The sequence below is a fragment of the Acidisoma sp. PAMC 29798 genome, assembly GCF_030252425.1.
In the GTDB taxonomy this organism is placed as follows: Bacteria; Pseudomonadota; Alphaproteobacteria; order Acetobacterales; family Acetobacteraceae; genus Acidisoma; species Acidisoma cladoniae.
Genome location: NZ_CP126996.1, coordinates 72,569 through 95,485, shown reverse-complemented (window position 1 = coordinate 95,485; position 22,917 = coordinate 72,569). Strand labels below are relative to the sequence as shown.

Genomic DNA, 22,917 nt, shown 5'->3' with positions numbered 1-22,917 from the left:
TCATGACGTTCAGCAGCCAGGATACTAGGACCGACGAAGGGTTCTCCCTCCACGTCAATACTGTGAGCGAACCGCACCAAACCGATCCGAGGGGCTAGTTGATGCGCGCTGTCCGGCTACACGCGGTCCAGGATCTCCGGGTCGAAGATATCGACGCGCCTCAACCGCCGAAACCAGGCGAAGTGACACTCGCGGTTACTGCCGCAGGCATCTGCGGGTCCGATCTGCATAACTTCAAGACCGGCGCGTGGATCAGCCGCGCGCCTTGGGTGGCGGGGCATGAATTTACCGGCACGGTCAGCGCAATCGGTTTTGGGCCGTCGCATGTTTCGGTGGGGCAGCGGGTGATCGTGGATAGTCGGTGTATCTGTGGCGACTGCCCGCCGTGCCGTGACGGCTTCGGTCAGGTCTGCGATCGGCTCGGGTTCCTCGGTGAAGTGATTGACGGAGGCTTTGCGGAGTCAGTCACCCTTCCAGCACGGAACGTCGTGGCAGCGCCCGACGGTGTACCCGATCGCCATCTCGCGATGGCCGAACCGCTCGCCGTTGCTTTGCATGCGCTTCGGCGCCTGACGCCCACCGCGGGTGCGGTGATTGCGATTACTGGTTGCGGTCCGATCGGCGGCCTTGTCGCCCTGCTGGCGAGCCGGGCGGGCCATCCCGTTAAAGTCATAGATCGCAATGAGCAACGCGCCACACGTGTTGCTGCCGCGACCGGTGCGGAGGTGATCAGCCTCGCTATTCTCCGCACTTTGCGCGTTCGCTATGCCGTGGAGACAACGGGCAGCCATGCAGTCCTCTTGTCACTCGTCGATTCTGTTGTCGGCTGCGGTTGCATCGCCCTTGTCGGCATCGCAGGCTCGGCCGCTGTTGTTGATCCGGTCAAGTTGGTGGAACGAGAACTCTCTCTCTTGGGATCGCATGCGTTTACTGACGCAGATCTCAATGATATCTGTGCCATGTTACCGAAGCTGACCGACGCACTTGAGCCTTTTGTCGCAGAAACAATATCACTGTCTGATGTCCCGAACGCCTATGTGCGTCATCTCGCGGGAGCCGTGGACGGGCTCAAGAGCATTATCCTCTGCGGAGGCGGATAACAGGTTCTGTCGCAAATTTGGCCGACCGATCCGCTTGGCGCATGTTTGCCGGCGAGAGTTTTAGCGGCGAGCATGTGATGATCGAATTCAAGGGCAGTCACTTCGAGCGGGACGTGATCCTATTGGCGGTCCGCTGGTATGTCGCGTATCCGATCAGCTACCGCCAGCTCGAGGAAATGATGGCAGAGCACGGCGTCGAGGTGGACCATGCCACACTCAATCGCTGGGTGGTCAAGTATGTTCCTCTGTTGGATTGGGAGTTCCGGCCGCGCAAGCACCCGGTGGGTCCCAGTTGGCGAATGGACGAGACCTATGTCCGAGTCAAAGGCGCTTGGAAGTACTTGTACCGAGCCGTCGATAAGGCCGGAGCCACGGTAGATTTCCTTCTGACTGCGAAGCGAGATCGCAAAGCCGCCCTGCGGTTCTTGCGCAAGGCGATCAAGGGGAGCGGCACGCCTCAGAAGATCACGATCGATAAGAGCGGCGCCAACACGGCTGCGATTGTGAGCCACAACGCTGAATTCGGGGCGGCCATTGAGATCCGTCAGATCAAATACCTCAACAACATCGTCGAACAAGATCATCGAGCCATCAAACGCCTGGCGCGACCAATGCTCGGTTTCAAATCCTTCCGGTCAGCGGCGATGACGCTTGCTGGCATCGAGCTCATGCATATGCTTCGGAAAGGCCAGTTGCGCACAACAGGCAACCTGTGTCCGGCGCAGCAATTCTATTCTCTGGCAGGATAAACCCAGAGCGTCCCCCGGCCTCGCGTGTCAATTCCGGAAATTTGCGACAGAACCGCTTTTTGTATTCCAGCGCGAAGCGGCCATGGCTCCTACCCGAGAGCGATCCGCACTGTGCTGGGCAAGACCGTGCAGCACCGGACCAGTGTCTATCTGAATAATCGCCTTGAACAGGACCATCGCGGCATCAAAGGCAGGATCCGATGTATGCGGGGCTTCAAAAGCCACGACGCTGCCGATCGCTTCTGCCGAGAACATGGGGAACTCCGCAATCTTCTTCGCCCTCGTCGCCGTCACAACCAGATCGTCTCCTCCTCTCTCCGCCGCGCCCGCTTCGCCAAAGCAACCTCCATTGCGCTCAACATCATGCAGAACGCGTAGATTCTCGTGCGTGCCGCGTAGAACTTCAGAATGCCGGCGCGACACCTGACAGAACCCCCCAGCCCGTCTCCGCCTCGAGCGTGACAACCCATTCCGTGACCGCCCTCCTATTTCGCAGAAAGAAGCGATCTTCCCTGACCCGGCGTAAGTATAATCAGGATGTCTCCGTTCCCCTCTGGATTGATGAATTGGTTGTTGCCCTCGCCGCTGACCTGCCTCCGGAGAAGTCTGTCGTCCTGGGTGAGGTTTGCGGCGAGAGCAATGATCGAAAGGCTTTTTAGTTCAATCGGCTGCGTCCCGGGTTAGCAATTGATTCACGTGCTGACTTCAACTGGACTTCGGTATAGGCCTTTGCGTGGGTCGCCAAGTCCCGGCTATCCTCCCAAAGATTGCGCCAGATCCCGAGAATTCCCTCCAACGGCTGTCCGACGACTTTCGACGAGAACGACTCGAATGTAATTGGTCCTTGGTAGTCGATGGCAACCAGCGCGCGGAATATCTTGCTAAAGTCGATAGATCCCGAGCCTAGATATCCGCGGTGAGAGTCGCCCGTATGGAAATACCCGAGGTTGTTCCCCGTATCGCGTATCGCAGCCGCGACGTCTGCTTCCTCGATGTTCATGTGGTAGCAGTCGAGATGCACTTTTACGTTGGGCAATGATACCCGCTTGACGAATTCGACGGCTTGCGCGGCCGTGTTGAGGACGTTCGACTCGTAGCGATTGACCACTTCCATGCCGAGCGTGATGCCGCTCTCCTTGGCCTTTTCGCCAACCCGGCGGACGACGTCCACGGAGCCCTTGATTCCTTCCGGTGTCGGGGGCACTGAGTATTTTTGGAACGCCGAGTAGAGGATGCCGCAGACGTGGGTCGCGCCAATATCGCGGGCGAGCGCCACGCCATCCATCAGCCGCTGTTCGCCCGCCCGCACGCGTGCCGGATCTCCCGACGAGACGTCTTGAGTGGAATCAAGTCCGAATGACAGGGTTACCCCCAGGCCGTTCTGCTCCAACACTTTTCGTGTGAATTCGACATCAAAGGCGCCGAAGTCCATCGCCGAGGCCTCGATCAGATCGTATCCTGCTTCCGCGGTCAGCCCGATTGCTTTGGCTGCATCATTGTTCGTCCAGCCCTCGGTCCAGACAAAAGCGTGAACCCCAAGTTTATTCATGTTTTTACTCCCTTTCTCAGATGACTCGATCGGCGAACGCCGTCAGGCGACGGCCTTCGGACGGATGCGGGGGTTTTTCGATAGCTCCGCGGCACGGGCCGTGGAGCCGCGTATTTGCAAGCTGCATTGCAGACGTAGGGTCCGATTGTTCGATCGGCCGTCTTCGATCCGCTCACGAAGACAGGCCCAGGCCTGTGCCCCAAGTTGCTCGACGGGCTGGCGTATTGCCGTGATCGTGGGTGTCGCCGCTCGCATCCAAATGTAGTCATCGAAGCCGACCAGAGAGACGTCCTTTGGGATGCGAAGACCGTGCTGACCCAAAGACGCGATGACGGCGACGGTCGTGAAGTTGGTCAGCGCAATGATCCCGGTGGGGCGATCGTTTGCTTCGAACCATGTCGCAAGTCTCTCAGACGCTGTTTCAAGCGTTAACCCCGCTTCGACGAGCTCCGGCTCGGGTAAATGCGCCTTCTTGAAACAGCGGCGGATGCCGGAAAGTCGTGCGCGAATGTTAGCCAGTTTCAGCGTCGAGGCGACTACCAGAATATCGCGATGTCCAAGGGCAACGAGGTGTTCGCACGCCATGGTCGCTGCCTGCTGGTTGTCGACAGCGACGGTGTCGGCAACCAGTCTAGGTGGAAGTCGATCGACGACCACAAAGGGCGCCTCCCCTCCCTCAAGCAAGTCGCGGGCACCGAACTTGTCGTCGGTCGGAAGTATCACAATTCCCGCTGGACGCCATGATAGCAGAGCCACAAGGCGCTTGCGTTCCGTCCTTTCGTCATTGTTAGAGCTTGCGACGATGATGTCATACCCCTCGGACTGCACGGCCTGTTCAAGACCCGCAATGATCGATGTGAAGAATGGGTTGTCGAGCGATGGCACAAGAACCGCGATGACCCGCGCTTTGCCGCTTCGCAGTTGAGAGGCCGCACGATCGGCTTGATAGCCAAGTGCTTTAACAGCCGCTTCCACCCGCGCCACGAGCGCTGGATTAACGGGCTTGCGACCGCCGAGAACGTTGGAGACCGTCGCGACCGAGACCTCGGCCATGACCGCCACCTCGCGAATTGACGGACGCTTTCTCTCTACCACCAGCCAACTCCGTTAGAACACGATATCTTGTAAAACGTTTAAAGGAGGCGATCGCTGGGAGGCAATAGGCAATCCTGACTATCGTCTTTGGCTTCAAAAAGGAGTTGACACGCCGAACCAATCGCAGCTCTAGTCGAGGCGTGAAACGTTTTACGGCGACCAAGAGAGTCGCTTGCATGAAATAAAAGGGGGGTGCGATGATCACCAGACGACGTGGTTTAGCTTTGGCCGCAAGCAGCGGCTTGCTCGTCTTGCCCGGCCTATCAGCGCGTGCTGAAGCGGCGAAGAAGAAGATCGCCGTAGTCGTCAAGATCGGCGGTATTCCTTGGTTCAATGCGATGGAAGTCGGTATCAAGCGAGCTGGCGCCGAGACCGGTACCGACGCCTGGATGGTTGGTCCTACGCAGGCTGACGCGGCGCAACAAGTTGCGGCCATTGAGGATCTGATCGCACGTAAAGTGGACGTCATTGGGGTCGTCCCGAACGATGCGGATGCGCTGGTGCCCGTGTTTCAAAGAGCTCACGCCGCAGGTATCAAGATTATCACTCATGAGAGTCCTCTCCAGCAGGGGAATGACTGGGATTTGGAGTTCACGACGCCAGCCGCGGACGGCGTGCGACATTTTGAGGCCTTGGCTCAGGCAATGGGCGGGGTCGGCCAGTACATGATTATCGTGGGCTCGCTGACGGTTCCGCAGCATCGTATGCGTGCGGATGCCGCAGTCGCGCTGCAAAAGGCAAAATACCCGAAGATGGAACTTGTTGGCGGCAGGTTTGGTGTCGGAGAGAGCCTGGACGACAGCTATCGCACGGTGCTTGATCAGATCCGCGCCCATCCTAAACTCAAAGGCGTGCTGGCCTTCGGTTCGCAGGGTCCTATTGGGGGCGCCCGTGCGGTTGATGATCGCGGTAAGATCGGCAAGATCTTCGTGGTTGGCCCGTTCTCGCCGGGGCAGGGCGCGAAGTACATCCGCTCGGGCGCGATTACCGTCGGTTATATTTGGAACCCGCTTCTTGCAGGTGAAACCATCGTCAGGATTGGGGCTCTTATCCTGAGCGGAAAATCGGTGACCAATGGAATGGTGTTGCCGGAGGTTGGCGCAGTCACCGTCGATCCCACGACACGGGTGATTATGGCGAACAAAATTCAGCCCATCACCAAGGAGACGATTGACTCCCTCGTGGCTCTCGGGCTGTGACTGCGCAGCCGTTCTTGCGGCTGACGGGCGTCTCCAAGACGTTCGGCGGCTTTCGTGCTTTGGACGCGATTGACTGGGACATAGCACCTGGAGAGGTGCATTGCCTGGTTGGCGAGAACGGTTGCGGCAAGTCGACGATGATCAAGACGATTGCGGGTGTGCATCCGCCCGATCCAGGCGGCTCCATCCAAGTCGAAGGCCGCGAGGTGCTCCCTTTGGACCCGAACGCGGCCCGCGCGCTCGGCATCCAGGTCATATTCCAGGACCTTTCCCTGTTCCCGAACCTGACGGTCGCGGAGAATATCGCGATGCAGGAGAACCTCGATGGCCTGGCGCGGCCAGTCCACTGGCGCCGGATGAAGACGACCGCGGAGGCGACGCTCAAGCGGCTTCATTTCACCTTGCCCTTAGGCGCTTTGGTGTCGTCCCTTTCAATCGCCGAGCGCCAGATCGTGGCCATCTGCCGCGGTCTGGCGGCCCAGGCTCGCCTTCTCTTCATGGATGAACCGACAGCCTCGCTGACACGGGCCGAGGTGGAGCGCCTGCTCGACATTGTTCGTCGCCTGAGCGCGCAGAACATTGCCGTGGTGTTCGTTTCCCATCGGCTGGAAGAGGTGGTCGAGATTGCCCAGCGGGTTACCGTCATGCGTGACGGCCGCATGGTTGGCACTTACCCCGCTGGGGCACTGGACCAGAGGGCTATTGCCAAACTCATGACCGGGATCGACTTGGAGCAGCGGATGGCAGCCCGCGACATGTCCGCGGCGCCGCCTCTCCTGGAAGTCTCCAGCTTATCGCGGGCGGGCGAATACGACGATATTTCATTCACCCTACGCAAGGGCGAGGTTCTGGGCATTACCGGCCTCCTCGGTGCGGGACGAACCGAATTGGCGCTTTCCCTGTTTGGCATGACAAGGCCTGATCGCGGCGGGATACGTCTCAATGGCAACGTTGTGCGTCTTCACTCGAATCAGGATGCGACACGGGCCGGTATCGCCTATGTCTCCGAAGATCGACTGAATCTCGGAATCAATGCCCGGCAATCGATTGCCGACAACACGAATCTCGCAATCCTGCCTCGGCTTTCCAATCGATTAGGGTTGATTTCTCCCAGCCGCAGACATGCTGCCGCTCAGCATTGGGTGGACGAGCTTTCGATTAAAATCGGTAGTCTGGACCATCCGATCTCAACGCTCTCCGGTGGCAATCAGCAGCGCGTTGTCCTCGCCCGTTGGCTGGCCACATCGCCCAAGGTCTTGATACTCGATAGCCCGACGGTTGGCGTCGATATCAAGAACAAGATTGGAATATACGACGTCATTCGCGCGCTCTCGGAGCGCGGCGTCGGGGTTATCGTTATCTCAGATGAGGTTATGGAAATCTTCGCAACCTGCGACCGGGTATTGCACATGCGAAGTGGCAGACTAGTGGGCTCGTATCTTCCGGGTGACATTTCCGAGCATGCGCTGGAGGAGAAGATCTATGCCTAATGCCGCGACGATCCGGCTGTTCCATTCCTTCCGGGCGCGCCCGGAAAATTGGTTGATCGTAGTACTCCTCGCAGTCTGCGCTGCTTTGTCCGTCGTGGCGCCCTCCTTCCTGACCCTGTCGAACCTCGTCGATCTCCTTGAGGGCTATTCCGTCCAGGCCATTATGGCCATGGGAGTCTTCGTGGTCCTCATCGCTGGCGGCATCGACATATCCTTCGCAGCCGTTGCATCTGTCGCGCAGTATGTGGCCGCTATGCTGGCAACCCAATTCGGCCTGCCCGCGATTGTCGTGCTTCCGGCGGGTCTTTTCATTGGCGTTCTTCTAGGCTGCATCAATGCGACGCTTATTCACTACGCGCGCGTGACCTCCATTATTATCACAATCGCAACGATGAACACCTACTTCGCATTTTTGATGTTTTTTACGGGTGGTCATTCGATCTACAATCTGCCGGACTGGTGGTCGGACCGGGTTGTTTTGTTTCAGACGACGGCCCCAAACGGTGATCTTATCCGCATCACTCTGCCCATTCTTGTCATGGTCCTCGCGATTGTTCTCACCTGGCTGCTGCTCAATCGAACAAAGGCTGGGCGCCAACTCTACGCGATGGGTGGCAATCCAGAGTCAGCACGCCGCATCGGCATTAGTATCGCGAAGATGCATTACCTTGCCTATGGATTCCTTGGATTTATGGCGGCGCTTGCGGGCCTTGTACAGGCGCATCGTGTCGGTGAGAGTGTCCCGAATGCACTTTATGGGAGCGAGCTCTCGGTGCTGTCGGCGGCTGTCCTGGGCGGTGCCAGTCTCAGTGGCGGTGTCGGCACGGTCGGCGGAGTGGTGATCGGTATCCTCCTTCTTGCAGTGATTCAGAATGGCCTCAATCTGATTGGCATCTCTCCCTACTGCTTCAGCATCATAACGGGAGCCGTTATCGTGATTTCGACGAGTCTCACGGTGATGTCCGCCCGGGGCAGGCGCCGTAGCCGGGCGATTGACCTGGAAGCTCCGACCCGTGGCTGAGGGCCCCATGACCGTACCAACGCATTTCGGTCTCGATACCCTGATGAAGCAACTGACGCGGGGTATTCCCGGGAAGCTCCCTGGCCTTTCGATCGTGCTTATCATCTTGCTCGTGACTTTCTCGATCGGCATCCCAGGCTTTCTGTCGATTGGCACTCTCCGATCGATGATGTTCCAGCTTCCGGAGCTCGCCCTGCTCGCGATGGCGATGGCGCTTCCAATGATATCCGGTGGCTTGAACCTGGCTATCATCGCGACAGCGAATGCCTGCGGGCTCGTCATGGTTGTCGTCATGAGCGCCTTGATCCCGGCTGGGGCGTCCGGTTCCGCCGTCATGCTTGGCGTTGCTGTCGGCCTGGCGGCCGGTCTGGCGGTTGGACTCGCCGTCGGTGCGGCGACCGGATTGCTCATCGCTCGGACCGGGGTTCATCCGATCCTTATCACTCTGGGCGTTCAGTCAATGGTCGAGGGGACGAGTGTTCTTCTCACACAAGGCAAAGTCGTCTCTGGATTACCCTCTGCATACGGGGCAGTCGGAAACAGCCTGGTCTTCGGCATCCCACTGACGTTTATTATCATGGCGATCGCCGCTTTGGTGATTGGCGTCCTTCTAAAGCGCACCGCGTTCGGTATCGCGCTCGCGATGACGGGCTCCAACGCCGAGGCAACCCGCTACTCGTCCATCAATGTTGGGAGGGTTCTGATCAAGGTTTACGCCTTGTCGGGAATACTTTGCTTTCTGGCGGCCTGCCTGATGTTGGCGAGATTCAATTCGGCGAGCTCGGCCTACGCCAAATCCTATCTGCTTGTCACAGTTCTCGCCGCGGTCCTCGGGGGCGTCGATCCGTTCGGCGGCTTTGGCAAGGTTGGTGGGATCATACTCGCGCTCGGTGTCCTTCAAGTCATTTCTTCAGGCTGTAACCTGCTGGGTTTCAGTGAATACCTGACATTGGGAATCTGGGGCGTGACGCTCATTGCCGTGATGGGCGTTCAAAGTATTGGCACGCGGAGTTCTCGGTAATGGCGGCCGAGCCACTCGTCCTCTATCTGGAAGCCTTGATCGCTCTGGTAGCTGCCCCATCATCAAGCCACCTTTCCTGTGTGCCTCATGTGCCGCGCGCTCAAGGTTTCAGCCAGGCTTTTATGGCTGGGCGGTCGCAGCCGGGAGAGTGCGCGGGCGGCCAATAATCGGCACTCGCTGACCAGGGTGCGGCGGCTCAAAACGCAGTATCATGGTCGCTACGGCAGTCCCGAGATGCACGCGGTGCTCCTCACACAACCCGAGTCGTTCGAGATGGGGTGCCGAGCCTGTCGCAACAGCGGGTGGTTGAGATCGCGCGCGCACTGGACGCCGATTGACAAACGAGAGCGTCGATGCCCCTAGACAATTCATTTGACCGACCCAAAAAGTCCGTTGTCGTGCCAAAAATCAGCCCCGCTCTTAGCGTTGCGACTTGGGTCGCGCAATCGCTCCTGGCAGTTCTCCTCATCCTATACGGAGTTATGAAACTTACGGGGCTCACGCTTGTCAATCGGCGTGAAAAAGGGCTTTGACTCACTTTTGATGGAATTGGGGTGCTGTGTGGCTCGGATCATCGAGGGAGTTCGCTACCATGCCCCAAACTTTTCGCGCCACTGCTCTCGTTCCACGCGGTTTCGTCGTCGATGAGGTCACGAGCGATAGCGCGAGCGCGCTGATCACCGTGCGCTCCGTTCAAACCGCGAGCGTCTGTCCTGGGTGCGGAACCCAATCCGGCCGAGTTCATAGCCGATATCATCGGTGCTTGGCGGACCTGCCGATCGCTGGGCGTCCTGTTCGCCTCAGGGTGCGAGCGCGTCGGTTCTATTGTCGGACCGTTCTATGCGGGCGGCGTGTGTTCGCCGAGCGCTTCGACGATGACGTGCTAGTCCCGTGGGCACGCAGAACGGCGCGTCTCGATCATATTGTCCATCATCTTGGTCTGGCACTGGGCGGCCGACCGGCGGCCAGCTTTGCGCGTCGGCTCATGGTGCCGGTCAGCAGGGATACGTTGCTGCGGGTCATCCGCCGACGCGGCAGTCCGCCTTTTGTGCGGCCGACCGTCATCGGGATCGACGACTGGGCGTGGCGGCGCAATCACCGCTACGGAACGCTGATCTGTGATTTGGAGCGGCGGCGAACGATCGCGCTTCTGCCTGATCGTGAGCCCGCGACAGCAAGGGAATGGCTGTCGCAGCAGCCGCAGATCGCAGTGGTTGCGCGCGATCGTGGCGGGGCATACGCCCTCGCCACGGCCAAAGCGTTGCCCGATGCGACCCAGGTTGCCGACCGCTGGCACCTTATGGAAAATGCGAGCCGCGCCTTTCTCGATGCGGTCCGAAAGTCGATACGTCAGATCCGCTCTGTGATCGGCGCGGCCACGATCAACCCCAGCCTGCTCACCGCTGCCGAACGGATCCAATACGAAGGCTATCTCCGCCGAGAAGAAGACAACGCCGCCATTCTCTGCCTGGCCAAGGACGGGATCGCGATCAAGGAGATCATGCGCCGAACCGGATACAGCCGCGGCCTCGTCCGGCGGATCTTGCGTGGACAGCGCTCCGATATCTTCCGCATGCGGGAGAGCTCGCTCGAGCTGTATCTGCCTTGGCTTGACGAGCGCTGGGCCGCTGGTGATCGCAACGCAGCTGCACTTTGGCGGCTGCTGAAGCAGAAGGGTTTTCGCGGTTGCATGCGCGTCGTCAGCGAATGGGCCACGCGTCGGCGCCAAGGGGACAAAACAGATAACGCGCCGAGCCGAACACCTGCGGCACGAACCATTGCGCGGTTGCTGACCGTCAGTCGCGATCAGCTGTCGCGGTCCGAAGTGGTCACGGTGGCCGCCATCGAGGCCGGTGTGCCGCTCCTCGTGCAAGCACGCGAGATCGTTGCCGGTTTTCAAGCGATGGTGCGCAAGGGATGCCTGGACATGCTCGACCCATGGTTAGAGCGAGCGCAACCGAGCCTCGTCATGTCGTTCGCCAACGGCGTCCTTAGGGACAAAGCGGCTGTCACCGCTGCGATCACATCGGCCTGGTCAAACGGACAGACCGAGGGTCAGATCACAAAGCTGAAGCTCGTCAAACGCCAGATGTATGGCCGAGGGAAGCTCGATCTCCTTCAGGCGCGCGTTATTGGCCCCTATGAGCTCAACATCCACCAAATGTGAGTCAGAGCCCCTTTTGGACGCCGATCACCCCTCCATGGGGGTCCTTTTTCCATGCCGAAACACAGCCATCTGCGCAAAATGCTTCCTGCAATATCGAAAGCTTCAGTTCTGTCGACCATCGACGTTGTCGCTCGGCGCCCGTCAGGATCTCAACCTTGGCCATTCGTACCCTGTTACGTCACAAACGAATCATCTGTGACGTAACTTGTGCTAATTTCGCACCTAAACAAAACCAGCTCACCGGACGCTCACGTTAATGTCGTGATCGCCCGCGGCACACCCTGGGAGGAAACGCGACCCGCAGGCGCGTAAGCTGATCAAGTCGAATTAACGTTCCTGGTTCGATCATAAGAGACCGTTCCTTGTCCCGACCTGTAATCGCGACGCGGCGGATGAGCCGTCGGTCAAGGATGGCCGAAGGCCACCGCAATGCGGCGCGAAGCCTCCTTGAGGGCTGGCTCATCCGCCGGCAATCTACGGGAGAGTCGGGCAGCCGATACCGTAACGCACATAATGGTTGCTACCCAAGATTACTGCGGTGGCCACTAACCGGCCTGCCTGCGCCAGACTCTTGGCGGTCCCTCCGGCAGGCCTCTTAGCGGCCTCCTACACCACGTCGTGGGACACGATCGGTAATTAGCCCAGCACGAACGGATTGGCCGTTTTGGCTCCAGCGTTCATAAAGACGCTCTTTGACTCCATGTATTCGTAGATGGCGCGGATTCCATTTTCGCGTCCAATACCCGAGGTCTTTACACCCCCGAAAGGTGCCATATAGCTGACCACGCGATAGGCATTTACCCATACCGTCCCAGCTTGCAGACGCTTTGGGATGCTGACTGCGCGGGCGAGGTTCTGAGTCCATACACCAGCCGCGAGGCCATATTGAGTATCGTTCGCGATAGAGACGGCGTCATCCTCGTTATCGAATGGGATAACTACCAAAACGGGCCCGAACACCTCCTCCTGTGCGATCCTCATAGTATTCGCCACACCAATAAAGATCGTAGGTTCTATGAAAAGGCCATTCTCGAGCTCGGGTTTGGCGGACCGCTTTCCTCCAAGGACGCATTTCGCACCCTCCTCGATGGCGATGTTAATATAACTTAGCACCTTCTCGTACTGCGGTTTCGTCGATAACGGACCGACATTGGTGTCGGCGTCAAATGGGCTTCCCAGCTTTGCGTTGCGCATGAAAACGACAAGCTTATCGACGAAAACGTCATGGATCGACCGCTGTATCAGCAGTCTTGAGCCGGCCATGCACGTTTGGCCAGCCGCTGCGAAGATCCCAGACACCACCCCTTTTACGGCATCGTCGAGATCAGCGTCCTCGAAAACGATGTTGGCCGACTTTCCGCCGAGCTCGAGTGAGACACGCTTTAGATTTTGGGCAGCATTGGTGTAGACGCGCCTGCCGCCTATATCGCTCCCTGTGAATGCGACGCGAGCGACGAGCGGATGCTTCACCAAAGGCTCGCCGACATCAGCACCGAAGCCGGTCACCACGTTCAGTACGCCCCTCGGAAAGCCTGCCTGATGCACGAGATCAGCGAAGAGCAGTGTCGACGCTGACGAAAACTCAGACGGCTTGACGACCACTGTGTTGCCTGCCGCAAGTGCTGGGGCAATTTTCCAAACAGCGAGCAGGAGGGGCGAGTTCCACGGGGCGATTGCGGCCACAACCCCTAGCGGCTCGTATGTGATATAATGAAACATGCTGGGCTTATCGATCGGCGTAACAGCGCCTTCAATTTTATCAGCCAGTCCACCGTAGTAGTAGAACCACTGCGGCAGGTATCTCATCTGCCCGAGCATCTCAGCTTTCAGCTTGCCGTTATCCTTAACCTCCAGGTCGGCTAGTTTCTCGGCGTTCTCCATAATAAGGTCACCGAGGCGGTGGAGTAGCAGGCCACGCGCCGTAGCGGTCAGGCTTGGCCACTTCCCATTTGAAAAGGCCGCATATGCGTGTAAAACAGCGTGCAAAAGTTCCCAGATTCCAGGGGTAAACAGCGTCCAATAGTTTCCACCCTGGTCGTGCGATCATCCGGCATTTTTGCTGGGGAATCTGGGGTGCTGCTCATGGACTTGATTGCCGAGATCCGGCGCCGCCATCTGGTCCGCCACGAGAGCATCAGCTCGATCGCGCGGGACCTTAAGCTGTGCCGGCAGACCGTCCGCCGGCATTGCCGGACCGAAGCCCAGCCGTCCTACCAGCGCAGCCGGCAGCCAACGCCGATGCTGGGAGCGGTCCAGCAGACGCTGGAGACGTGGCTGCGGACCGAAGGGCTTCTCCCGAAAGCCCAGCGCCGCACGGCCCAGCGGCTATTCGAAGGTTTGCAGGCGGAGGGCTACCGCGGCGCCTACGACAGCGTGCAACGTTTCGTGCGGCGCTGGAAGGCGGACAAGTCGGGCCCGGCGCTGGCGCACGCCTTTATCCCGCTGGCCTTCGCACCCGGCGAGGTGTGCCAGTTCGACTGGAGCCATGAGCATGTCGAACTCGGCGGCGTCATGCAGACCATCAAGGTTGCGCATTTCCGGCTGACCTTCAGCCGGCAGATGTTCGTGGTGGCCTACCCACGCGAGACCCAGGAGATGGTCTTCGACGCGCATAACCGCGCTTTCGCCTTCTTCGGCGGGGTGCCCCAGCGCATGGTCTACGACAACCTCAAGTCCGTTGTGGAGACGATATTTACCGGCAAGGAGCGGCAGTTCAATCGGCGCTTCATGGTGCTGGCCAACCACTATCTGTTTGAGCCCGTCGCCTGTACCCCCGCCTCTGGATGGGAGAAGGGGCAGGTCGAGAACCAGGTTGGCAACATCCGCGAATGGCTATTCACGCCGCTGGCCCGTTTTATCAGCTTCGATGCGCTGAACGTCTGGCTGGCCACGCGCTGCCGGGAGCTGGCGCAGCGCAAACACCCGGTAACGCCGGAGCGCTCGATTGCCGCGTGCTTTGCCGAGGAGCAGCCGTCGCTGCGGCAGATCACCGCGACATTCGACGGCTATGTCGAACATATGCTGCGCGTGTCGAGCACCTGCCTGGTGGCGGTGGATCGCAACCGATACAGCGTGCCAGCCGCCTTCGCCGGCCGCGCTGTCTCGGTGCGCACCTCAGCCGCCGGCGTGCGCATCGTGGCCGACGGCGCAATCGTCGCCGACCATGCCCGGCGGTATGGGCGTGATCAACTGATCTGCGATCCGTGGCATTATCTGCCGATCCTGGAACGCAAACCTGGCGCATTGCGCAACGGTGTGCCGTTCCAGCAATGGGATTTGCCCACGCCCATCCGGCTGGTGCGCGACCGCATTCTCAAGCAGCCGAAAGGCGATCGTGCTTTTGTCGAGTTGCTGATGATGGCACGCGAGTTCGGCCTGGAGCCGCTGCAGGTCGCCTGCGAATTGGTATTGGACGGCAATGTCATCACTGCCGCCGTGGTGCTGAACGAGATGCGCCGGCTTGTCGCACCCAGCACGCCCGCCATGCTGAACGTGCCCGACATGCTGAAGCTCCAAACCGAGCCGCGCGCCGATTGCGGCCGCTACGACCACCTGCGCGAGGTGAGCCATGTCATCCACTGATCTTGCTGTTAAGCCTCTTGCCTTGGTTGCTTCCGGCGTAGACCGCCTCGGCCAACTCAGTGCGCTACATCTCTACGGCATGGCTACCGCCTGGAGCGAGTTGCTGGCGGAAGGCCCACGTCGGCCGATGCAGCCCGAGGCATGGCTGGACCGGTTAATCGAAGCCGAGCTTGCCGATCGCCAGGTCCGCAGCCTGCGCTACCAGCTCAAGGCCGCGCGCTTCCCTGTTCATCGCGACCTGACCGGTATCGAATGGGCCGAAACCCCATTGCCGCAGGCGCAAATCGAACAACTGGCGACCGCCGCCTTCATGGCAACCGCGCACAATCTGATCCTGGTCGGCGGCACCGGCACCGGAAAGACCCACATCGCGACGGCGCTGGGTGTCGCTGCCATCCACCAGGGCAAACGCGTGCGCTTCTACAACGCCGTCGACCTGGTCAACCAGCTGGAGCGGGAGAAACAGCAGGGACGCGCCGGCAATCTCGCCCGTCAGCTGGTGCAGACCGACGCCGTGATCATCGACGAACTCGGCTATCTGCCGTTCCCAGCCTCGGGCGGCGCTCTGCTGTTCCACCTGATCAGCCAGCTCTACGAAAAGACCTCGCTGATCTTCACAACCAACCTCTCTTTTGCCGAATGGGTGGGTGTCTTCGGTGACCCAAAGATGACAACCGCACTGCTGGACCGGGTCACCCACCACTGCGACATCCTGGAGACCGGCAACGACTCGTTCCGCTTCAAGCAGCGAAAGAAACAGCCGAAAAACAGCTGAGAAAGTGGAAACTTTTGGACGCTGTTGCCTGGTAACTATTCAACGCTGATTGACAGATCCGCGCTCCCGCGCGAGGAGCGACTCGACTTTGGTGCGCGGCTCGGCTTCGCAGTGAAGTTTCGATCCGCGCTCCCGCGCGAGGAGCGACCACCTGCCCGCAGGAAGTCTGGCGCAACCGATGCGTTTCGATCCGCGCTCCCGCGCGAGGAGCGACATCGCCATCCCACAAGGGAGGGAGATAGACATTGTTTCGATCCGCGCTCCCGCGCGAGGAGCGACAAGTTCCGGTTGATCGAGCATATAACACGCGAAAGTTTCGATCCGCGCTCCCGCGCGAGGAGCGACGTCTTGCGACAGCGTCTTCTGCATCCACGTCAAACCAGTTTCGATCCGCGCTCCCGCGCGAGGAGCGACGTTGGACGAGGCTTTGATGGCCTCACCACGCAGGGTTTCGATCCGCGCTCCCGCGCGAGGAGCGACAGAAGATCGAGTTCCGCCATAACCCCGAGGTAATGTTTCGATCCGCGCTCCCGCGCGAGGAGCGACAAGCGCCGCTACCGCATCTTTCCCCTTCAGCTGGTTTCGATCCGCGCTCCCGCGCGAGGAGCGACCAGGGCGACGTTGTTTGTTCCAACCTCGACATCACGTTTCGATCCGCGCTCCCGCGCGAGGAGCGACACGGCTGAGCGTGTCAACCACGATCAGGCGAATGGGTTTCGATCCGCGCTCCCGCGCGAGGAGCGACTGTCCCAGCCCTGTTCGAAGCCGCCCCTTGCACATGTTTCGATCCGCGCTCCCGCGCGAGGAGCGACCGGAATTAGTCAGGGTCGCGGCGATCTTCACCCAGTTTCGATCCGCGCTCCCGCGCGAGGAGCGACCAGCCGGATCGACGTGGAACATATTCTGTAGGAGTTTCGATCCGCGCTCCCGCGCGAGGAGCGACGCTCCAAACCGCAGCGGGCAACGGAACCGATAGAAGTTTCGATCCGCGCTCCCGCGCGAGGAGCGACGAGCAGAATTGCTGGAAAGGATCGCGCCGGCCTGTTTCGATCCGCGCTCCCGCGCGAGGAGCGACCGATCGCGGCACCTGCCTTTGTATTACTGATTTGGTTTCGATCCGCGCTCCCGCGCGAGGAGCGACGCGGCGATCGGCGCAGTCAAGGCGCTAACGGTCAGTTTCGATCCGCGCTCCCGCGCGAGGAGCGACCAACGCCCCCGAGCGCGCCCTCGGCGCCAGAGAGTTTCGATCCGCGCTCCCGCGCGAGGAGCGACCGGGCCATACGTCATCGCGGAAGGGATAATCGTGTTTCGATCCGCGCTCCCGCGCGAGGAGCGACCCTCCGCGATGCATGACGTGACCGTGCAACTGGGGTTTCGATCCGCGCTCCCGCGCGAGGAGCGACACCCGTTGTCGATCAGATCAATGAGTTGATCCAGTTTCGATCCGCGCTCCCGCGCGAGGAGCGACGATCATGCGATGCTCGACCTTGGCCTTGGCATCGTGTTTCGATCCGCGCTCCCGCGCGAGGAGCGACCCGTAATCACGAACCGTAAAGTCGAAGTCGAATGTTTCGATCCGCGCTCCCGCGCGAGGAGCGACCTTCGCCGATTACGATTGGAAATTTGCGCGTCGTCGGTTTCGATCCGCGCTCCCGCGCGAGGAGCGACGTCGGAACAACCGGCGTCGGATTGATGGTCAACTGTTTCGATCCGCGCTCCCGCGCGAGGAGCGACGTCAAGCGCAGTTCTTTCGCGCCGAGTTTCTTGAAGTTTCGATCCGCGCTCCCGCGCGAGGAGCGACAATGAGCGCCGCTTCCTTCAAGGTTTCTTTGTTGTTTCGATCCGCGCTCCCGCGCGAGGAGCGACGCTGATGGACTGCTCGAGGCCAGCGCCGACGTTCGTTTCGATCCGCGCTCCCGCGCGAGGAGCGACGTGCGCGGCATGGCGCTGCCGCTCGCCGCCGACATGTTTCGATCCGCGCTCCCGCGCGAGGAGCGACGCGACTTCGAAGGGACAGCCATTCGCATCAAGCGTTTCGATCCGCGCTCCCGCGCGAGGAGCGACGATCCCGCCTTCGTGGTCAGATCATTTGAGACCTGTTTCGATCCGCGCTCCCGCGCGAGGAGCGACTCCAGATGTCGCGATAGGTCGCAGGCTCCATCTGGTTTCGATCCGCGCTCCCGCGCGAGGAGCGACCTGCAACGCCTGCTGGTTCATCGCGTAATGGTTCTGTTTCGATCCGCGCTCCCGCGCGAGGAGCGACTCGGTTGACGCATTGGAGGACTTGTCCTTGGACTGTTTCGATCCGCGCTCCCGCGCGAGGAGCGACGCGCCGCGACGTTTCCAATCTGCTGCTTGACCAGTTTCGATCCGCGCTCCCGCGCGAGGAGCGACTCCCAGAAGCGCAAATCCGGTCGCTATTGCCCAGTTTCGATCCGCGCTCCCGCGCGAGGAGCGACTTTCACGTCCACGTCTTCATTGAGAAAGAAAACTTGTTTCGATCCGCGCTCCCGCGCGAGGAGCGACCCAAGTTGAGACGATCATAAACGGCATCATGCCAGTTTCGATCCGCGCTCCCGCGCGAGGAGCGACTTCGCGCCGTTCCTGCTCGAGCTGTGCCGGGGTGTTTCGATCCGCGCTCCCGCGCGAGGAGCGACCAGCTGGAGGATCGGAGATGACCGAGGATCAAGCGTTTCGATCCGCGCTCCCGCGCGAGGAGCGACCGAGATACGCTGCGGTGACGGGCGCGAGGAGGCAGTTTCGATCCGCGCTCCCGCGCGAGGAGCGACGTCCTAACGTCGATGAGGTTCTGACCAAGTCATGTTTCGATCCGCGCTCCCGCGCGAGGAGCGACTCCGAATTGTCGAGCATCATCGCGAGCGTTTGATGTTTCGATCCGCGCTCCCGCGCGAGGAGCGACTATATCGTGATCACGCAGCCGTCCGGCAATGTCGTGTTTCGATCCGCGCTCCCGCGCGAGGAGCGACCACCAGTGGGATAGCCGTCAACCTCATCGAAAAGTTTCGATCCGCGCTCCCGCGCGAGGAGCGACTCAATGGCTAATGCGCGAAACGCGCCCGTTGCGGGTTTCGATCCGCGCTCCCGCGCGAGGAGCGACTCCCACGCCATAAATTACACGTGGGGGTTGCAAAGTTTCGATCCGCGCTCCCGCGCGAGGAGCGACGCACGCTCTCGCCCGCTGTCACGGCCTGGATGGCGTTTCGATCCGCGCTCCCGCGCGAGGAGCGACGATGATGTCGGCGGTCGTGCGCACGTCACCCGTGTTTCGATCCGCGCTCCCGCGCGAGGAGCGACGGCAAGCTCGACCGCAAAGGGCACACCCGCGCGATGTTTCGATCCGCGCTCCCGCGCGAGGAGCGACATTGGGTCGTTGCAATCGCTGACAGCATTTAAAGGTTTCGATCCGCGCTCCCGCGCGAGGAGCGACACGGGCGCCGGGAGAACAGAGACGACGCTTCCAGGTTTCGATCCGCGCTCCCGCGCGAGGAGCGACCTAGATCACGTCGATGATCTTAACGACGAACTCGTTTCGATCCGCGCTCCCGCGCGAGGAGCGACTTGGGTCGTTGCAATCGCTGACAGCATTTAAAGGGTTTCGATCCGCGCTCCCGCGCGAGGAGCGACGCGGGCCAAGTTTGGAGCGGTCAACAGTGGAGTGGTTTCGATCCGCGCTCCCGCGCGAGGAGCGACGCCTGCGCGGCGGTGAGCAGCTTTCGGTTCATCATGTTTCGATCCGCGCTCCCGCGCGAGGAGCGACCCCGCTACGCCCCCGGCAAAGCCTGGCTTTATGCAGTTTCGATCCGCGCTCCCGCGCGAGGAGCGACATCCGAGGCCCAGTCGTGCAGCGGCGTGTCCATGTTTCGATCCGCGCTCCCGCGCGAGGAGCGACCGCGCGGTGGGGTTTCGTGTTCCGCGACATGCCGCGTTTCGATCCGCGCTCCCGCGCGAGGAGCGACGTCCCGTAGCACAACATCGAGGGGCTCTTGTGCGTTTCGATCCGCGCTCCCGCGCGAGGAGCGACGTCGGCCGCGCAGGGCGCGCTCCTCGTTTACGAGTTTCGATCCGCGCTCCCGCGCGAGGAGCGACCCCCTCCATCACACCTGGTGGAAAAGGCATCCGAAATCCGCCGGTTCGCGCGAAACCGACCCCGCCGCACCGCCCTCGAAAGGCGACGCGCAACGTCTCCAGCGTAACATTCTGATTTACAATGGCAAAGAGCGCCCGCGAACCGATCGGGAAAACGCCGGACGCTTCAGGTTCGCGCGAAGAGCTGTGACCCTCATACGATCAAGGGCGCGTCCAGATCCACCACCGGCTTCGCACCGAGATGCTCGATCCTGCGGCGGCCTCCACTGCCGAGGAAATAGAACCGCAGACTGTCCCGCACTGGGTCCATCTCCCCAACCAGCCGAGCCCGCAGCAACACCCATTGATCGGGCGCCACCTCGATCTCGAACACCGAGAACTGAACGCGCTGACCGTAATCCTTGCAGGCGCGGGCAATACGGCGGAGGCGCCGGGCGCCCCCGGGCGAGGTGACTTCCACATCGTAGCTGACCAGGATGAGCATTCGCTACCTCCAAATCAGGGCCGGATAGGTGTCAAGATCGCCACGCAGTGCACGCGCCAGCAGGCTCGCCTGCAGATGAGGCAGCAACCCCAGCGATGTTCGCTCCTTAAGGAAGGGATGCTCGATCTCCTCGCGCTTGCGCTCCTGCCAGGCGGTCAGCACCGTCTTGCGGCTGTCCTCCGCCAGAAGCACGGCACCGTTTTCCATGATGCGGAAATCACCCGCCACCAACTCACGCCGATTGAGCATTGAGAGCGCAAGACGGTCGGCTAAGGGCGCGCGTAGCTCTTCCATCAGATCCAATGCGAGGCTCGGCCGGCCGGGGCGCATCCGATGAAGAAAACCTGCGGCAGGGTCGAGGCCCACCCCCTCCAATGCGCCCCGGCAATCATGCACCAGCAGGGTATAAAGGAAGGAAAGGAGGGCGTTTGGCACGTCCATCGGCGGCCGCCGGCTCCGCCCGCGAAAGGCGAGCGCCGGATCCGTGACCCGCAGCGCATGGCCGAAAACGCCGAAATAAAGAGCGGCGGCCTCACCCTCATGACCGCGCAAACGGTCCAGATCGGTTTCATGCAAGGCGCGGCGTGCGATATCCTGCATTCGGTCGATGGCTGCGATCACCGCGTCCCGCGCCGCATCCGTGAGTGCCGACCCATGGTCACGCAAGGCGCGCTGCAAGACACTGCGCTGATTGAGCGACTTTGCCGCAACGATCGCCCGCGCGATGCGCGTGCAATCTGGCCCGTCATCCATGACCCGATATTGTTCGCGGCGTAGCAGCACATTGCCGGAAACGGGACCCTCGACACGCGCGAGGAAGCGGCCGTTCGTGCCGAAGAAGGCGGTGACGATTCCGGCCTCCGCCAGGCTGCCCATCAGTGCCGGCGACAAAGACACCTGACCGAACACCGCTACGCTGCCAAGGAGGTGTAGCGGCACGCGAAGCTTTTCTACCCGTTCGACCTCTACGACAACATTGAGACCATCGCGCCGCAGATAAGCACCCTCGGTGGAGACGTAGAGCGTGTTGAGTAATTTACGCATCAAGCTGCGCTTTCAGCCAGTCTGCGGCAGAGCGCTCGGCGCCCGTGATGCGCGGCCGGCAGATTTCGATGAGGGAACAGGCGTCGCAGCGTTTCTTTTCATAGGCCATCCGGGGTGTATGGCCGGCGGCGAGGAGCAAGCGAGTTGACCGCGCCACCTCTCGGGTCAGGTCTCGTAGAACAGGGTCGAAAACGATGACACTGCGGCGGCGCGGCAGGCCATAGAACAAGGCGCCTTCCGTGATCTCGGCGCCAAACATCTCCTCCAGGGCGAATGCCTGGGCGCAGAGCTGCACGTCATCCGCTCGATGCGCCTTCGGCCGGCCGCGTTTGTGTTCTACCGGATAAGGTCGCCACCCGCCATCCACCGCGCGGTGCAGCTCCACCACATCGGCAATGCCGGTGACGCCGAGGCGATCGGAGCGCAGCGGCATGCCCGTGACAGTGCGAACGCCCCGCCGCACCTCAGTTTCGACGGCATGAACGCGCTCATGCGCGACGCGGCCCTCGGCGGTGGCGGCATTCTCGGCCCAAGCCTGCTCGATATGGATGAGTGCGCATTGCCGTGGGCAGAACAGAAAGTGCTGAAGCGCGGACAGGGCGATGAGATCGGCATCCGACATCACCGCCCCGCTCTGTCAGATCTTGGTTTCGATCGTGATGCCGGCTGGCAGGTCGGCGCTATTCACGGCCACGACGTAATCCGCGAAGCCGCGCGGCGGCCCCTCCCCCTCCGCGCGCGTGACCGTCACGCGTTCCAGCAACTTGTGCGCCGGCGCATTGCCAAGGTCGCTCTCATGTTTGAAGACGATGAGGCCGCGCGCGGTCATCTCGCCGCGCGCAGCGGCGCGGTCATGATCGAACATCGTCGCGAGCGCTTCCCAGACGAGAGCAAGATCGGCCTCCGAAAAGCCCGTGCCTTTCGTGGCGTCATTGGCGAGGCGACCCGAAACGAAGCCATGGGCGCGATAAAGGCCGTAAGGCACGATATGTTTGCGGCCCATGGTGCGGTCGTTCTTCTCGGCATCCTTCTCGTTGGTGACGGAGGAGCGGGTGATGGTGATTTCCATGGGAACGATGGGATCGATGCTTTCGGCAAAGGTGAGTTGGATCGGGCCGCGCACCTGTCCGGCATTCACTTCGGTCGACATGACGGCGCCGAAGGTTCGAACGTCGAAGAAGTTGTCGCACATCCAGCGCGTAAGCTCCTGCGCTTTGTCTTTGGGGGCTTTCTTGGACTTCGTGTCGGGTTCGATCTTGAAATGTGCATAGGCTTTCCGGTGTTGTAAATTCAGCACCGCCCCGTCCCGCATATAGATATCGTAGCCGGGCGTATCACCCCGCGCCATGGCGACATAGTTACGAATCTTGCGTTTGATGGCAACGTCCGTGACGAGGCCACGGCTCGTTTCCGGATCCATGCGCGGCATATTGCCGGCATCGGGGTCGCCGTTCGGATTGCCATTGCGGACATCGAAGAGAAAAACGAAGTCGTAGCGATTTTTGATCGCCGGAGAAGCCGTCTCGGACATGGT

General features: G+C 60.9%; 15 protein-coding genes, 2 pseudogenes and 1 CRISPR repeat array. Of the genes and pseudogenes, 10 read left to right on the top strand and 7 right to left on the bottom strand.

What is annotated here, in order from left to right:
• Nucleotides 1-101: 101 nt before the first annotated feature.
• From QP803_RS23215 to QP803_RS24235, 3 genes and pseudogenes are all read left to right on the top strand, one after another.
• The gene (locus QP803_RS23215; protein WP_284948189.1) at nucleotides 102-1,100 is read left to right on the top strand and encodes a zinc-dependent alcohol dehydrogenase; all 999 of its coding nucleotides are present in this window, start codon (nucleotides 102-104) and stop codon (nucleotides 1,098-1,100) included.
• Between the two features lie 77 nt (nucleotides 1,101-1,177).
• Complete coding sequence (locus tag QP803_RS23210) at nucleotides 1,178-1,849, top strand: IS6 family transposase (protein ID WP_284948276.1); 672 nt, start codon at nucleotides 1,178-1,180, stop codon at nucleotides 1,847-1,849.
• 135 nt (nucleotides 1,850-1,984) lie between these two features.
• A pseudogene (locus QP803_RS24235) lies at nucleotides 1,985-2,083 on the top strand (DDE-type integrase/transposase/recombinase); the annotation flags it as partial.
• Nucleotides 2,084-2,504: 421 nt separating this feature from the next.
• Here QP803_RS24235 and QP803_RS23200 read toward each other — a convergent pair.
• Both QP803_RS23200 and QP803_RS23195 read right to left on the bottom strand, forming a co-directional pair.
• Nucleotides 2,505-3,398: a sugar phosphate isomerase/epimerase family protein gene (locus QP803_RS23200; RefSeq protein ID WP_284948188.1), complete on the bottom strand. Its 894-nt coding sequence runs from the start codon at nucleotides 3,396-3,398 to the stop codon at nucleotides 2,505-2,507.
• Nucleotides 3,399-3,440: 42 nt separating this feature from the next.
• Nucleotides 3,441-4,460 carry a LacI family DNA-binding transcriptional regulator gene (locus tag QP803_RS23195; RefSeq protein WP_284948275.1) on the bottom strand — a complete coding sequence of 340 codons (1,020 nt, stop codon included), beginning with the start codon at nucleotides 4,458-4,460 and terminating at the stop codon, nucleotides 3,441-3,443.
• A gap of 230 nt (nucleotides 4,461-4,690) precedes the next feature.
• Between QP803_RS23195 and QP803_RS23190 the strand changes: the two genes are divergently transcribed.
• The 5 genes from QP803_RS23190 (at nucleotide 4,691) to QP803_RS23170 (ending at nucleotide 11,391) form a co-directional block, all read left to right on the top strand.
• The gene (locus tag QP803_RS23190) at nucleotides 4,691-5,692 is read left to right on the top strand and encodes a substrate-binding domain-containing protein (RefSeq protein WP_284948187.1); all 1,002 of its coding nucleotides are present in this window, start codon (nucleotides 4,691-4,693) and stop codon (nucleotides 5,690-5,692) included.
• Entirely contained in the window at nucleotides 5,689-7,182 is a 1,494-nt protein-coding gene (locus QP803_RS23185; protein WP_284948186.1) for a sugar ABC transporter ATP-binding protein, read from the top strand. The genes QP803_RS23190 and QP803_RS23185 overlap by 4 nt, the downstream gene beginning before the upstream one ends.
• The gene (locus QP803_RS23180; protein WP_284948185.1) at nucleotides 7,175-8,203 is read left to right on the top strand and encodes an ABC transporter permease; all 1,029 of its coding nucleotides are present in this window, start codon (nucleotides 7,175-7,177) and stop codon (nucleotides 8,201-8,203) included. Before QP803_RS23185 ends, QP803_RS23180 begins: the two co-directional genes overlap by 8 nt.
• Nucleotides 8,204-8,210: 7 nt before the next feature.
• Nucleotides 8,211-9,224 carry an ABC transporter permease gene (locus QP803_RS23175; protein WP_284948184.1) on the top strand — a complete coding sequence of 338 codons (1,014 nt, stop codon included), beginning with the start codon at nucleotides 8,211-8,213 and terminating at the stop codon, nucleotides 9,222-9,224.
• Between the two features lie 592 nt (nucleotides 9,225-9,816).
• A complete protein-coding gene (locus QP803_RS23170) occupies nucleotides 9,817-11,391 on the top strand; it encodes an ISL3 family transposase (protein WP_284948183.1) in 1,575 nt (524 codons plus the stop codon).
• A 636-nt stretch (nucleotides 11,392-12,027) separates the two neighbouring features.
• On the opposite strand, the pseudogene QP803_RS23165 reads toward QP803_RS23170, so the two are convergent.
• A pseudogene (locus QP803_RS23165) lies at nucleotides 12,028-13,371 on the bottom strand (aldehyde dehydrogenase); the annotation flags it as partial.
• 93 nt (nucleotides 13,372-13,464) lie between these two features.
• On the opposite strand from QP803_RS23165, the gene istA reads away from it, so the two are divergent.
• Together istA and istB are read left to right on the top strand one after the other, a co-directional pair.
• Complete coding sequence (gene istA / locus QP803_RS23160; protein WP_284944277.1) at nucleotides 13,465-14,973, top strand: IS21 family transposase; 1,509 nt, start codon at nucleotides 13,465-13,467, stop codon at nucleotides 14,971-14,973.
• A gap of 79 nt (nucleotides 14,974-15,052) precedes the next feature.
• Complete coding sequence (istB, locus tag QP803_RS23155) at nucleotides 15,053-15,748, top strand: IS21-like element helper ATPase IstB (protein WP_434082940.1); 696 nt, start codon at nucleotides 15,053-15,055, stop codon at nucleotides 15,746-15,748.
• Between the two features lie 50 nt (nucleotides 15,749-15,798).
• A CRISPR array of direct repeats spans nucleotides 15,799-19,855; the repeat unit is 32 nt; unit sequence GTTTCGATCCGCGCTCCCGCGCGAGGAGCGAC.
• 193 nt (nucleotides 19,856-20,048) lie between these two features.
• Here the strand turns inward: istB and cas2 are convergent.
• The 4 genes from cas2 to cas7c are packed head-to-tail and all read right to left on the bottom strand — an operon-like array spanning nucleotide 20,049 to nucleotide 22,914.
• Nucleotides 20,049-20,339 carry a CRISPR-associated endonuclease Cas2 gene (gene cas2 / locus QP803_RS23150; protein ID WP_284948182.1) on the bottom strand — a complete coding sequence of 97 codons (291 nt, stop codon included), beginning with the start codon at nucleotides 20,337-20,339 and terminating at the stop codon, nucleotides 20,049-20,051.
• A gap of 3 nt (nucleotides 20,340-20,342) precedes the next feature.
• Nucleotides 20,343-21,383 (bottom strand): type I-C CRISPR-associated endonuclease Cas1c, encoded by a 1,041-nt coding sequence (gene cas1c / locus QP803_RS23145; protein WP_284948180.1) that lies wholly within the window; start codon nucleotides 21,381-21,383, stop codon nucleotides 20,343-20,345.
• Complete coding sequence (gene cas4 / locus QP803_RS23140) at nucleotides 21,376-22,005, bottom strand: CRISPR-associated protein Cas4 (RefSeq protein ID WP_284948179.1); 630 nt, start codon at nucleotides 22,003-22,005, stop codon at nucleotides 21,376-21,378. The genes cas1c and cas4 overlap by 8 nt, the downstream gene beginning before the upstream one ends.
• 15 nt (nucleotides 22,006-22,020) lie before the next feature.
• Entirely contained in the window at nucleotides 22,021-22,914 is an 894-nt protein-coding gene (gene cas7c / locus QP803_RS23135; protein ID WP_284948274.1) for a type I-C CRISPR-associated protein Cas7/Csd2, read from the bottom strand.
• Nucleotides 22,915-22,917: the final 3 nt, after the last annotated feature.

Bases quoted from the DNA above. Each gene is read 5' to 3' on its own strand.
- QP803_RS23215 (WP_284948189.1), top strand. From the start codon at position 102: ATGCGCGCTGTCCGGCTACACGCGGTCCAGGATCTCCGGGTCGAAGAT.
- QP803_RS23210 (WP_284948276.1), top strand. From the start codon at position 1,178: ATGATCGAATTCAAGGGCAGTCACTTCGAGCGGGACGTGATCCTATTG.
- QP803_RS23200 (WP_284948188.1), bottom strand. From the start codon at position 3,398: ATGAATAAACTTGGGGTTCACGCTTTTGTCTGGACCGAGGGCTGGACG.
- QP803_RS23190 (WP_284948187.1), top strand. From the start codon at position 4,691: ATGATCACCAGACGACGTGGTTTAGCTTTGGCCGCAAGCAGCGGCTTG.
- QP803_RS23180 (WP_284948185.1), top strand. From the start codon at position 7,175: ATGCCTAATGCCGCGACGATCCGGCTGTTCCATTCCTTCCGGGCGCGC.
- QP803_RS23175 (WP_284948184.1), top strand. From the start codon at position 8,211: ATGACCGTACCAACGCATTTCGGTCTCGATACCCTGATGAAGCAACTG.
- QP803_RS23170 (WP_284948183.1), top strand. From the start codon at position 9,817: ATGCCCCAAACTTTTCGCGCCACTGCTCTCGTTCCACGCGGTTTCGTC.
- istB (WP_434082940.1), top strand. From the start codon at position 15,053: ATGGCTACCGCCTGGAGCGAGTTGCTGGCGGAAGGCCCACGTCGGCCG.
- cas2 (WP_284948182.1), bottom strand. From the start codon at position 20,339: ATGCTCATCCTGGTCAGCTACGATGTGGAAGTCACCTCGCCCGGGGGC.
- cas1c (WP_284948180.1), bottom strand. From the start codon at position 21,383: ATGCGTAAATTACTCAACACGCTCTACGTCTCCACCGAGGGTGCTTAT.
- cas4 (WP_284948179.1), bottom strand. From the start codon at position 22,005: ATGTCGGATGCCGATCTCATCGCCCTGTCCGCGCTTCAGCACTTTCTG.
- cas7c (WP_284948274.1), bottom strand. From the start codon at position 22,914: ATGTCCGAGACGGCTTCTCCGGCGATCAAAAATCGCTACGACTTCGTT.